We start from the raw sequence: 13545 nt of genomic DNA, 5'->3' as shown, positions 1-13545 counted from the left end.
GGTAAAAAATAAAATTATATCGGCCTGAGTAGCCAACCATTAGCGATTTAGCTTATCAAGGGTAATGGGAACGTTTAATTATCTATCTTAAAGCTATCAATGCTTACATCCATTATGCACCTGAAACATCTCTTATACGCCGGCGTACTTTTCTTTGCTACTGCTATCCATGCACAGGAAGTGACTAAACTACGTATTGACCCAGCCACAGCTATGGGCGGGCAGGCGTCTTCCCTGATAGCGGAAATTTCGTTTACACCACTGGAATCCGGTCCCGAAAGTACTTTCGGTAGCATCAACCGGCTGGAAGTGACGCGGCAGTATTATATTATTTTGGATTGGGCTACCAAAGCTATTCTCATCTTTGACAAAGCAGGAAAGTTTCATGCAAAGATTAAAGCAAAGGCCGTCAGTAACGACGTCAACTATACCATATATTCTTTCTGGTATCATAAAGACAAACAGGAAATATGTATCCCCTGTCGTAATGAGCAGGTTTATTTTAACCTGGATGGGCAATTCATCAGAAGAACAAAAACTGATGCCTACTACGATAAAAAATACATAGGCAATGGAAAAACGGCAGGCTCGGCATATGGTGCGGATAAAAGAAATAAGGATTCTATTGCCTACCAGGTGGTGGTAATGGACGATAAGGGAATTGTACAGCAATACCTGCCCTATAACTTCCGGACTGCCAATGTCCCTGCCAGGGATATGTTACATAGCAACCATAGTGTTTTCTATCCCCATAACGACAGCAGCGTTTTTTTTTGTGCGTCCATTCGACTTTAATATCTACCAACTGAGTGCCCACTCCTTTCGTCCGGTGTACCAGTTAGTATTCCCTTTCGCCAACACGCTCCCGGGCGATTTTCTTACTGACACTACTATCAATGGCAAGCGTGTTAATTACCTGGAAAACAACAGAGCATTTTATTACATCCTGGGCAATGTTGCTCAAATTGGCTCCCACCTCTTTTTCCGCCCGGATGCTTATGGCAACAGGCAAGGAGGGTATATCTATAATCTAAAGTCCGGCCGCTTAACCGGCATTGATAAAATTACGCCGGATGCAAGTACCTCCTTCCTTTTTTTAACAGATAACAACATCGGCGGCTCTGAGTTTTCCAATTACGGTTTTATGGCTCAGGATGGGGATACGCTGTATACCTCTTATTCTTCGCTGACCTTGTTCCAGCAAAAAGAAGCCAATGCAGATAAGCATCCGGTGTATCCGCCGGTGCTGACAAAATACCTGGAGAATAGTAAAAATAAAAGAGGTAACCCGGTGATTATTAAGGTAAGATTTGCAGATAATTTTTAGAAATAGTATTTAGTTATTGGTCCAATCCCACGCTTTATTTCCGCAGTCATTTTTCCATAATCTGCTGTATGTCAATGCGCATGCGCATTTCCGGTTATTTTCCCCATTTACCGATTTGTCCATTTTAGCTATATTGTACCGCATATAATTAATACAGCAACACTATTGTACTATTAAAGGATAGTAAAAACACCGATATGGTTCCTATGTCTATTTCGGTCTATTTCCTATTTCTTCTGCCGCCTATTGCCTGCTCAAATGACTTCTTATCAAGGCTACGGTTAACTGTTTGGCTATAAGCAAATAGAATGGATTTCTATTTTTCATACACATTTAAAAAATCACATTTATGAAGAGAACTATGTCCCTGACTGCCCGTAGAATGGCGCAGATCCAGCGCCAGTATTTGCAACAACTAATGGAGGGTACCACTTTCTCCATTGCTGACCTGCTAAATTTCGGCAGTTTTACCTTACAGGATTATTGTAAAAAACTATATCCTCACCCGCAAAGCGATGAAATTATCCGCATTGCACAGGCATTTTGCGAGGAGCACAATATCTGGTGCGAAAATGCCCGGCACTACATTACCTGCGAACTATACCTATATCCTGATGCACAGTTCGACCGTATGTTGGCAATGGTAGAAAACAACGCCATTGATTACTACCTGAATGATGTGGCAGGAAGGGATCTTTTCGGCCATCTGAAAGCTACTGAACAACAAGATGCACGCAACCTGATGAAACGCATGGCCAGTGTAGATCATCATTTATCGCTGCCTGAAAATGCCACTCCTGTAGAAAAAGCCAATATCTACATCCTTAAATTCATGAAGGAAACTTCACCGGCAGCCTGGTTTGAAGAGTTTCTGCAATTGTATTGCTATCACATCGATGTAACCCATAAAGACGGCAATTCCGATGCCCTGGGGCATATTCCTACTGTGGAGGAGTATATTGGTCTGCGTTGTCATACTTCCGGCATGCATCACATTGTATTGCTGATTGAATATGCAGATGGTAACTTTCTCAATAAAGAATGGTGTGCAGCAGCGGGTATTGATGTGTATCTGCAACGGGTTAACTTCTTAACGGCAGCATTTGGTTGCTTATCGAATGACCTATTTTCATTTGAAAAAGAAGTCATTGACAACAGTACAGATGCCAATCTTTTGATGGCTATTGCACTGAATCATCCAGACTATAGTTTCCCGGAAGTGATCAATAGTGCGGCCAAAATTGTACAAGATGTACTGGTAGAGCTGCTGGATTTAATGGACAAAATCAACGTGCAATTGTCGTTGGCACCTGCCGCAGATGCAGACAAAATAGCCAGGCTACACCAGCATTTGAAAGGTATCGACAAATGTGTACAGGCCAGTTGGCTATGGCAGGTATACACAAAGCGTTACAAACGTCCTGCTTCTATTTGGGTAGAAACACAGTTACCTAATGCCACTGCTAAAGCAGTATAACGGGATGTATTTTTTACTGAGATTGTAATAGATCGTCACAGCGGCGTTTCACATGTTGGTTTAATACTTTAGCCAATTCTTTCGGTTCAATAGGTTTAGAAAGAATCGCGGCAGCGCCGGCTGTTGTAAAACGTCCCTGGTTTTCCGCAAAGGCGTCTGCTGTGGCGATTATTACAGGTATAGCATTATTATCCGCTTTTAGCTTCAGTAGGGTTTGCTCTCCATTCATTACCGGCATTTCGCTATCGAGGATAATTAAGTCCGGACTATGTTTTTCAATAGCTTCCAGCGCTTCCTGTCCGTTGGGAGTAGTGATTACTTTGCAGCCTAATTTCTGTAATAATTTCGAGAGGAGTAGGCTGTTCATTTCATTGTCTTCCGCCAACACGATTTTCAGGGAGCAATCGAAGATATCCATTTCATCCTCCTCTTCTATGATATCTTCTGCTTTTCCTGCCTGCAGTGGCAATACAACGGTAAACATCGTATGTTCCGGCATGGGAGATGACGCCGCTACTTTGCCACCCATCGAAGTTACTACGCGTTTTACGAGCGATAGACCCACGCCTGTGCCTTCGATGTTACGATTGCTTTTGTTGGTCACAAACGGATCAAAAATAGCAGTGAGCTTCTCCATAGGAATGCTTTCTCCTTTATTGGTCACTTCGAGGTGATAGGTTTTTCCACTACCTGTGATACGCAAATAAATAGTGCTGTTTTTATGGGCATACTTTATCGCATTGCCCATTAGGTTATTGATCACCTCATTCAATTTTAACGGATCTCCTACCATGATTTCAGGCATACTGTTATCGATCATCAGTTTCACCGTGAGCGTTCTTGACCTGGCCATCAGACGATATACAGCTACGCTTTTTTCAAAAAAGGCTTTGGTATAAAAAGTAGTGGGCACCGTAGGTTCTACCATTCCAGATTCAATCCGGGACATGCTCAATACATTATTCACGATATTCTTTGCCTCTATAGACGAATAGCGAAGCATATCAATCAGGTATTCATTCTTTTTTAGATTTTCGTCCAACAGGGCTTCCTGTTTCAACAAGTTAGCCGCCAGGTATACCTGGTTCAGCGAATTTCTCAGTTCGTGTGAAATTTGATATATAAAAATCTTCTTGAAGCGGTTGGCTCTTTCCAGCTCAGGATAATAGTCATTGCTATGTACATAGGGCTTGCTCACTACCAGGATCAAAAACAGAACGCCCGCCAGGGCAAGCGACTGAATAATATAACCAGTTCCCAGCCCTATAGGTTGGAGTTCTACTGAATTTAAATAATAGATAGTTTGCAAGACAGCGAGTGTTAGTATAGCAGATACCAGGCAAAAAATCCGCAACGCTTTATTTTTAAACATCAGGTAAAGAATGGTAATCAGAAATACAATCATAAACTGCAACTGTAATACACCACCCAAAATAACTCCGAATGCCAGTACTGCAAAGCATTGCAGGAAATAGATCACCAGGCTGGCAGTTAAATGCTGTTTATAATGATTTAAAGGCAGAACAGATAAGGCCACCAAAGCATCTACAGCAGCAGCAGCCAGCATTACCTTATTATGAGTAAAGGCAAAATAAATAGGGGCAATAACACATACCATCAAGGATACAGAGGCACCAATGGCATTAGTGAACCGGATCCTTTTAATACTCTCAGAATCCGAGACATCTGAAGTACCAATATTCAAAATAGCGGAAATAAAACTGTGAAACTGCTCTTTGAAGCCGTGGTTGCCAGATGTGAGTTTCCAATACTGCATGTCGTGTAGGTTTTCTGCTTAAGGCGCGGGCCTTAACGTTATTTTGAGTTTATATCCAATCTTCCGGTAGCAAAACTTCCGCTCTGTTTGGGTCAGGTATACAACTTCAATATCGTTCTTTTCTTCCTGAATATCTGCTTGCTTTGGGTACTACTATTTTATCTTCCCGGAATATATCTGAAAGATATTCATATTTTATTTATGAACTGTAAATTAAATGTAAACGCCCTTACTTTTCTTTTGTCAGCAAAGGTTTTCCCAGCATATTTCTCACCAAGATAAGTTTCCCGGCTGATTCCTATAACCCCCTCCTCTACCGAAACGCTTATCCTTCCTGCATCTCGTACATATCCCGCTTTTCCGAACGATTTACTGCAGTTATCATCTTCCCGGAATAATCCCCTCAAAACAGATATATTTATTACCGGAAATTATACCTATGGGACTATTTAGTTTTCTTTTCCGGTCGTCTCCCGCAATTACTATCCAGCATCCCAAATTCGGGGAAATGACTTTCCGGCATTCCAGATGGGCCATGTCAACAGGTAGTTGTTGGTGCGAGTACTTTTTTGAACCGGTAAAAAATACGGTAACGCTTAGCATCATCACTGACCGGCGTGGGCCAGACCACCTGCAGGAAGATGCTATTGAAGCATTGGAAGATCGTTACATTACGCTACTACCGGAGATCGCAGCCCGCATACGTGGTATCCCCGTTGATGATGGAGAAGAAAATTTCACTTTCGATGATTTCTCCAAAGATTTTCGTTTAACCGGTATATATATACCCGCAGTTAAAGACGAATTGGTTGTTTGTGAACTGACGTTTGAATCACATCTTGCCGTGGGATATTGGTTTATAGCAGTATTTAAAGACTGGGCATTGAAAGATGTAGAAATATCAGAATAATACTATAGCTCTTTACCAACGCACAAAGGCGATACATTTTATGTACTGTATATAGCTCCTGGAGGGCCTGTAGAGAAAACATTACGAATAAAGTACTTAAGAAAACCTACGAGACAACATCCGTTAATGATAGTGTAACTGTTTATGTTAACGAGGGACTATTTAACATTCCCTGGTATACGATAGGCCCAAGGGCAAACAGAAACCCCGCGCTAAACGCGAAGTCTCTGTTTGGAACTACACTTTATCTTAATAATCTACTTCCATCAACGCCGGCTCCCCCATTACCTTCATAAACAATTGTTCATTCAGCAAATCTTTAATAGACTTTACAATAAAATCAGGGGAATAACCAAAATGCGCGAGATCCGATTCATGTGTCACCCCTGTTAAAGTGAGTATGGTAGTGAATCCCATAGAACCTGCACCTAAAATATCTGTTCCCATGGTATCACCAATCATCACCGTTTCATCGGTGGTGAGTCCAAGTGTTTTTCGGGCCATACGCATCATCACGGGGCTAGGCTTACCCACGCTGAATGCCTGAATACCACTGGCCGATTCCAGCATCGCCACCAATGCGCCGCATCCTGCGCGATATTTACCATCACCCATGGGGCAATTAGGATCAAGATTGGTCGCAATTAATTTTGCTCCCTTCATAATCATATTAATGGCTTTGTCTACAGATTCCAGCATAATGGTTCTGCCCTCCCCGATAATTACATAATCCGGCTGATCATCTACAATAGAATAACCAGCATTATGTAATTCCGTCAGCAAGCCTCCTTCACCAATAACATACGCAGTACCGTTTTCTTTCCTGGAAGCCAGGTACCTCGCGGTAGCCATCGCACAGGTAAAGATATCTTCATCATTTACCTTAAAGCCCATTTTGTTCAGCTTGTAGCAAACATCTCTGCTGGTTCTCTGGCTATTATTGGTCAGAAAAAGGAAGGGAATCCCTTTCTCCTTTAAACCATTAATAAATTCTACTGCGCCCGGAATTGGTTCACTTCCCTTGTAGATTACACCATCCATGTCGATAAGAAATCCCTTTTTTTTCATAGCAATTCGATGTTGATGAATTATATGTTGAACAATAAAAAAACAACCATCATAAACACTATGGAATGGATAAAGGCTGGAAGCTGCGTAGATACAGCGGTGTATGAAATATAAATAGCGGGTTACGACCTAAAGATAATTATAAATTCTGGTAATTAAAATTTTTTAAAAACGTTTTTTCATTTTAAGTTTTGCCGGTTTTAACAGGCTTTATAAACAACAACGCCATCAATCCACCCAGGAAGCCCAGGCCGGCGGATAAACGCATAATTTTTCCATAGGCAGTAATAAATCCTTCGTGGTATATTTTCATTGCAGCGCCATGTTGTGTAGTATCCAATGCTGCAGGCGGCATGGCGTTTCCCAGGTCCACCGCCTGTGCCACTACAGCTGTTTTCTGTTCCGGGCGCCAGGGTAAACCAGTTATATCTTTTTGTATAGCCGTCGCAAAAAACAATGCTGCCAATGCGCCAAAAACAGCGTTGGCAAATACCCCGGCAATACGCGTAATAGCATTGTTCACGCCGGAGGCAGTACCGGATAAATGACTGCTCACCGCTCCCATCACTGTAGCTGTGAGCGGCGCCACAGTAAACGACATGCCCAGCCCAAAAACGAGAATACCCGGAAAAAAAGTAGTCCAGTAATCCACTGCTCCACGCGTTTGCTTTACAAACGACAATAACAACAACCCCACACCCGCCAACGCCGGACCCATGATAAGGAATAAACGCGGACCATGTTTATCTGCCAAACTACCCGCAAACCGCGCTATAGTAATCATCAATATGGTAAACGGCAGAAAGGTAAGCCCCGACTCCAACTGGCTGTATCCCTGTACCTGTACCATATTCAGCGACAGGAATAACATACCTGCCCCCAATCCCGCATACAGGAAAAAAGTCAGCAGGTTAGCCCCCGTGAAAGTTAAGTTGGTAAACAGGTTCAGTGGCAACATTGGATCCTTACTTTTATACTCTACTATTACAAAGGCCACGAGTAATACGATCCCGGCAATAACCGTACTGTATACTTTCACATCTTCCCAACCTGCTGACGGCATCCGCAGAAAACCAAACGTCAGCAAAGCCAACCCCAGGGCAATGAGCACCGCCCCCGGAAAATCAAGTCCCTTTTGCATATCGCCTTCCCTGCTCTCTTCTACTTTCCACGCCAGTAACACCAGCGCCACTACGCCGAGTGGCACATTAATAAAAAAGATATAACGCCATAAGCCTGCGTCGGCCAATGCGCCGCCCAATACAGGTCCGCCCATAGTGACCAGCGTAGTAGCCGCCGACCACGTACCAATAGCCTTACCCCGCTCATTTTCATTGATTCCGGAAGATATCAGCGATAAGCTGCCCGGTATCATCAACGCCCCGCCAATACCCTGTATCATCCGGAAAATAATCAACATAGTGGCACTGCCTGCCAATCCGCAGATTGCTGACCCCAGGATAAAAACAAAAATGCCTATCATGAATATCTTCTTGCGCCCCAGCCTGTCGCCCAACGTGCCCCCTATCAGTATCAGCGAGGCGAGCATCAGCAGATAGGCATTTAATACCCAGAAGAGATCTGCACCCGAAGCATTTAAACTCCGTTGTAAAGCGGGTAATACCACATTCAGGGCGGTACCGTCAATAAATGCCATGGCAGAGGCCAATATAGTGGTGACCATAATCCAGGTTCCTGCAGGGCTGCGAAGAGATACGGTTGTCATATGCCGGGGAGATAAGAATAACAAGTTAACATTCATTTATGCAAAATGTTCCCCGGGCAATCACTTATTTATGAAAGTAAAATGGCTCCCGTACAGGAGCCATTTCATTTCACAAGGTTGCCATGCTAACGATCACTTCTTTTGGTCCCACCACACTTTCGACAAATAGCTATCGCCATTTGCCAGTCCGGATACTGCTGCTTTATAATTATCTGTATTCAACAGGGCTTCCTGCGAAGAATATACTGCCCTGCGTGGAATGGTACCATTGGTAGAACCGGCATTAGGACCCGGCGTCAACACGGGATAACCCGTACGGCGCCACTCTGCAAACGCTTCATAATCGCGGCCAAACAGGTGTATCCATTTCTGCGTCATGATTTTCTCCAACTGTTTTTCGGTCGTTAATCCAGCCAGTGAAAACTCTGCATCTATATAAGCCTGCGGAATAGTAGTGATATTATACGGCTGCATGGCCATGGCGGCGCGGATACCGTCCTGGTAAAACTTTTCTGCTTCCGCCGGTGCGGCGCCCCAGCCCATTAATGCGGCTTCTGCTTTGAAAAAACATACATCCGCATACGTTAGTACATATGCCGGGATAGGCGTGGCTAAAGTGCGATTAAAATACGTAGTCATAGCAGCAGTAGAATAATCATCCTTGATGATACCAGACAGCAACGCATCCGTAAGCGCTACTCCAATACCTTTATACACCGGTGTACCGGTGCCTTTCGAATTCACGGTAGGCGCGGCGATAAAGGTCAGGCGAGGGTCTTTCTTATCATTCAGGGTAGCCACAAAAGCGGATGCCAGGTAGCGGAGATCCGGGCTACCGCTGATGAACTGCTGCAGGATAGGATTGGCATTCGAGGTTTGCGCGTCATTAAAGGTAGGTACGGCAGCGTTATCCTTGTTGTCTGCAAACAACGGCTGACTCATTGCTTCCCGCACGGTCTTCTCTGCCAACTGCGGATTGGCGTATTTAATGCGCATGCCTAAACGAAGTTTCAGTGAGTTGCCGAATTTCTTCCAGTTGTCGGTATTGCCTTTGTAGTAAAAATCGGCGTTGCCGTAAGATTCGTCTGTAGCATTGATGTTGGCGATAGCGGCATCCAGGTCGGTGATCATTTGTTTGTAAATGGCTTCCTGGCTATCGTATACCGGCTTGTTGTTTACTTCCGCAGCATCTTCTGTTGTTTTGGAAAAGGGCACAGCGCCAAACAGATCAGTAAGTCGTTGCCATACAAATATTTCGAGGATGCGGGCAATGGCCAGTTTTGTTCTGCCAGCCGGCGTTCCCTCTTTACCTTTCAACGCCTGGTTGCGGATTTGTCCGAGGTTGCGCAACAAGGTATAATGAGCAGCCCACATGTTGTTGTCTGGCTGCTGGATATAGCGGGATGTTGGCGCTACGAGGCCACCTGCCCAATATTGCACCCAGGATCCTACCTGTATATTTGCGGTTTCTGTGCCTTCAGAAAATGCGGCGTCTTTCTGTACTTTAGACAGCAATAATGCCGGATCAATATTGGTTACGGTGGTAGGTGGCGTATTCAGATCACTAAAGTTTTTGGTACAGCCTCCCATCAGCAATCCCGTTACCAGTATACTTGTATATAGCAGTGATTTGTGCTTCATGTGTTTTCGTTTTTAGATAGTCAGCAATGTTTACAGGTCCAGGCTCAGGTTCACACCAAAATTTCTCATCATAGGCAATGCGGTAGACTCCAGTCCCAGTGAGGAATTGTTGACGTTAAAGGAAGATGCTTCCGGAGAGAAGCCATCTGTTTTCCGCTGGAAGTAGAAAAGGTTCCTGCCATAAATGCCTATGCTCATTCTGCGGATCACTTTACCGGATAGCCATTTGGCCGGCAAAGCATAGCTCAGGCTGATTTCACGCATGGCGATATAGCTGGCATCGTTCATCATTTCTTCAGATACCACGTTTTCCTTATCGCTGGCTACTACGTTCCAATAGTCCTGCGCCATCACCTTCATGGTGTTGGGTTTACCGGTGCTGACCCATTTCCCGTTATTATCTTTTTCCGCTACCATACCGGTGGCTACATAGCTGCCATCGCGGCCTGTGAGGGTTCTCTTCGTAGTACCATAGATCAGCTCTTCGCGGTTACTCTGCGAGTATACCAAACCACCCTGGCGGATATCTACCAGTGCGGCTAACGCAAAACCTTTATAGCGGAAATTATTGGAAAAGCCGCCGGTCCAGTCGGGCATGGCGTTACCTAGTTCGGTAAGCTGACGGCCCTGTGTACGCAATGGTAAGCCGGTAGTTGGATCTATGAGGCGATTGCCTGCCTCATCTTTCAGCCAGGCAAAGCCGGTACCGATCATGGTGCCAAAAGGCTTACCCGGTGCGGCAATCACGTTAATACCTCTGTCGCTTCCCAGCAAAAAGGTTTCTACGCCGGTAGTGAGTGATACCACTTCATTCCTGTTGCGTGAAAAGTTAAAAGAGCTTTCCCAGGTGAAGCCATTGGCCAGTTTCACTGGTGTGCCGCTGAGGGATAATTCGATGCCTTTGTTACGGATTTCGCCGGCGTTGATACGGCGTGCTTCAAACTTGCTGGAAGGAGGCAATGGTACATCGAGGATCTGGTTTTTCGTAGCAGCATTATAGTAAGTAAAGCTAATGCCTAAACGATTATTCAGTAAGCGGAGGTCGGTACCAAATTCCACGGAAGTAGTCAGCTCATTCTTCAGGTTCGGATCAGGAATAATAGAAGTGTATGCCGCCAGTGGTTGTCCGCCATGGGTGAACTGATCCAGGCTGTAAGCGCCGGTAAGCTGATACGGGTTCCCGGAGCTACCTGCCTGTGCCAGTGAGCCACGCAGTTTCCAGAAGTTGATGATATTTTTGTTGAGTGACAAGATATCCGTCATAATGAGACTGGTACTTACAGAAGGATAAAAGAAAGAATTGTTGGCGGCAGATAAGGTAGAAGACCAGTCGTTCCTGGCAGAGAAATCAACAAACCAGTAGTTACGGAAAGCCAGCTGGCCGAAGCCGTACACGGAATTTATTTCAGATTGCTGCAGGTCAAAAAGATAAGAATTGGTTAAGGTATTATTGATCACATGCAGATCCGGTACAATAAACTCTTTACCAGTATTACCGGTCATTCGCATGAATTTTTTCTGATGACTGGCGCCGGCATTCAGACCCAACGTGAAGTCCTTGTTCAGTTCCAGGTTACTGTTCAACAGCACATCATAGTTATCTTCCCTGACGCGGATCACGCGGTCTTCTATATCACCATTCCTGTTTTGACTTTGATAAGTTCCTTTTGCTCTCCAGCGCAATCTTTCTTCCGTATAAAAATCAGTACCTCCGCGGGCAGTTAATTTCAACCATTTATTGAACTCATATGATAAGCGTAACATGCCCAGCAAGCGATCACGCTGATCCGTGTTCTGTGTTTTATGAATGGTCCAGTAAGGGTTGGCGGTAGAACTGTTGGTAGCGTAGGTTTTCTCAAGGCCGGGTGTAACGCCGCTATAGCCGAACTGTTTGGCTACATCTGCTGCCGTCCAGGTATAATCTTCCAGTATATTCAACGGCATGCTGCGTGGCTGGCTGATGAACAGGTAAGCCGGGTTATCAGAGGCATCGGAAAGTGTAGGCCTGTTTTTACCTTTCTGGGAGATGTAGTTGATCTTGGCGTCCAACTGGAATTTGGGCGTGATATACGCCTGTGTACGGAGATTGAAAGTGTTTCTATCTAATGTATTCGTTGGTACGTACCCGTTGACATGTGTATTGGAATAGGAAAAGCGATAATTTATTTTATCGTTGCCACCATCTGCGGCCACGTTGTTTACGAATTGTTTTTCTGTATTAAAGAAATGTTTGTAGGTATTAGGTTGTGGCGTGAGTGATAAGATATTTCCCCACTGGTCTTCATATTGTTGTCCTTCCATTTTAGGGCCCCAGCTGCTGCGGGCGATCCTGTCGCGGCCAGCGCTCATTTTAGGCATGCCCTGCAGACCTTGTGCTTTGGCCTGCGCCATGGTATATACTTTACCATCGCTGGCGCGGAAGTGGGTAAAATCGCCATTGAGACCTTGCCCGTATTCATCCTGGAAATCGGGTGTTACGAGGGCGTTGCCAATGGAATAGTCGCTGCTGAATTTCAGGCCGATACCTTTACGGGAAGATCCTGATTTAGTGGTGATGAGCACTACACCGTTACTACCTCTTTGTCCGTATAAAGCGGCGGCATTCGGGCCTTTCAGGATGGAGATACTTTCAATATCTTCCTGGTTGATATTAGAGATGCCATCGCCATAGTCCACACCGCCGGTACTGCCGGCTGCGCCGATGTTTTGATTGTCGAGGGGCACACCGTCTACCACGTACAGTGGCTGGCTGTTGCCCTGCAGGGAGTTGTTGCCACGTATCAGTACTTTGGAAGAGCCACCTGCGCCGGACGCCGGCTGACTTACCTGTACGCCGGCTACCTTACCGGATAAGGCATTGGCAACGTTTACTTCTTTTCCTTCTGAGAGGTCGGCCCCTTTCAGTTCTGCTACGGTATAGCCAAGGGATTTGGATTCCCGTTTAATACCTAGCGCCGTTACCACCACTTCCGACAACCCTTTGGCGCCTTCTGCCAATTTCACGTTGATGATGCTGTTGCCTGCGGTTTCCACGCGTTGTTTGCTGTAACCAATAAAAGAAAACAGCAATGCTTTGGCACCTGCGGGCAACTGAATAGAATATTTACCGGAAGCATCTGTTACAGCGCCTTTTGAAGAGCCTTCCACGCTTACCGTTACACCCGGCAGCGGTGCGCCTTTTTCATCCGTTACCTGGCCGGTGATGGTAGTATCTGCCAGCAGATGGGCAACCGGCTTTTTCAGCGGTGCTTCTTTCAGGGTAATCGTGCGGTCAATAATTTTGTATTCCAGCGGCTGTCCGGCAATACATTGATTCATTACGGTGGTGATATCCGCATCTTTCACCTGGATATTCACAGGTGTGGTATTTTTCAGTACGTCATTATTGTACAGGAAAAAATAGCCGGTTTGTTGTTTGATGGCGGTGAACACCTGGTCCAGTGATGCCTGCTTTACAGACAGTGTGATTTTCTGTGCAAAGGCAGTAGCAGTGGTGCTGAGTGCTACCAGCAAGAGCAATAACGTTACCGCTTTTGCTTTTATTGGCACAAGGAATAACAGGTTCCGCCCGTAAGCGGAAATAGATCTTTTCATCATCGGTTTAATTTTTTAATTAATA

Annotated in this window: 9 protein-coding genes; 4 read left to right on the top strand and 5 right to left on the bottom strand. The window is 45.0% G+C overall.

Going from position 1 to position 13545, the window contains the following annotated elements:
* The first annotated feature begins 99 nt into the window (after nucleotides 1-99).
* The 3 genes from J7623_RS08790 to J7623_RS08780 all read left to right on the top strand — a co-directional run bounded on the left by J7623_RS08790 (nucleotide 100) and on the right by J7623_RS08780 (nucleotide 2804).
* A complete protein-coding gene (locus tag J7623_RS08790; RefSeq protein ID WP_291919448.1) occupies nucleotides 100-795 on the top strand; it encodes a 6-bladed beta-propeller in 696 nt (231 codons plus the stop codon).
* On the top strand, nucleotides 776-1327 hold the full coding sequence (locus J7623_RS08785) for a hypothetical protein (RefSeq protein WP_291919447.1): 552 nt from the start codon (nucleotides 776-778) through the stop codon (nucleotides 1325-1327). Before J7623_RS08790 ends, J7623_RS08785 begins: the two co-directional genes overlap by 20 nt.
* A gap of 349 nt (nucleotides 1328-1676) precedes the next feature.
* Complete coding sequence (locus tag J7623_RS08780; protein WP_291919446.1) at nucleotides 1677-2804, top strand: hypothetical protein; 1128 nt, start codon at nucleotides 1677-1679, stop codon at nucleotides 2802-2804.
* Nucleotides 2805-2817: 13 nt separating this feature from the next.
* Here the strand turns inward: J7623_RS08780 and J7623_RS08775 are convergent, their stop codons facing one another.
* Nucleotides 2818-4581 carry a hybrid sensor histidine kinase/response regulator gene (locus J7623_RS08775; RefSeq protein WP_291919445.1) on the bottom strand — a complete coding sequence of 588 codons (1764 nt, stop codon included), beginning with the start codon at nucleotides 4579-4581 and terminating at the stop codon, nucleotides 2818-2820.
* Between the two features lie 439 nt (nucleotides 4582-5020).
* Between J7623_RS08775 and J7623_RS08770 the strand changes: the two genes are divergently transcribed.
* Nucleotides 5021-5491, top strand: a complete 471-nt coding sequence (locus tag J7623_RS08770) for a hypothetical protein (protein WP_291919444.1) — start codon at nucleotides 5021-5023, stop codon at nucleotides 5489-5491.
* Nucleotides 5492-5740: 249 nt separating this feature from the next.
* Here J7623_RS08770 and J7623_RS08765 read toward each other — a convergent pair whose 3' ends face one another.
* From J7623_RS08765 to J7623_RS08750, 4 genes are all read right to left on the bottom strand, one after another.
* Nucleotides 5741-6559 carry an HAD-IIA family hydrolase gene (locus tag J7623_RS08765; protein WP_291919443.1) on the bottom strand — a complete coding sequence of 273 codons (819 nt, stop codon included), beginning with the start codon at nucleotides 6557-6559 and terminating at the stop codon, nucleotides 5741-5743.
* Nucleotides 6560-6743: 184 nt separating this feature from the next.
* Complete coding sequence (locus tag J7623_RS08760; protein WP_291919442.1) at nucleotides 6744-8285, bottom strand: DHA2 family efflux MFS transporter permease subunit; 1542 nt, start codon at nucleotides 8283-8285, stop codon at nucleotides 6744-6746.
* A gap of 132 nt (nucleotides 8286-8417) precedes the next feature.
* Nucleotides 8418-9926 carry a SusD/RagB family nutrient-binding outer membrane lipoprotein gene (locus J7623_RS08755; RefSeq protein WP_291919441.1) on the bottom strand — a complete coding sequence of 503 codons (1509 nt, stop codon included), beginning with the start codon at nucleotides 9924-9926 and terminating at the stop codon, nucleotides 8418-8420.
* 30 nt (nucleotides 9927-9956) lie between these two features.
* Nucleotides 9957-13523: a SusC/RagA family TonB-linked outer membrane protein gene (locus tag J7623_RS08750; RefSeq protein ID WP_291919440.1), complete on the bottom strand. Its 3567-nt coding sequence runs from the start codon at nucleotides 13521-13523 to the stop codon at nucleotides 9957-9959.
* Between the last annotated feature and the right edge of the window lie 22 nt (nucleotides 13524-13545).

The organism is Chitinophaga sp. (genome assembly GCF_017745275.1).
Classification (GTDB): Bacteria; Bacteroidota; Bacteroidia; order Chitinophagales; family Chitinophagaceae; genus Chitinophaga.
This window is presented reverse-complemented; position numbering and strand designations above follow the sequence as displayed.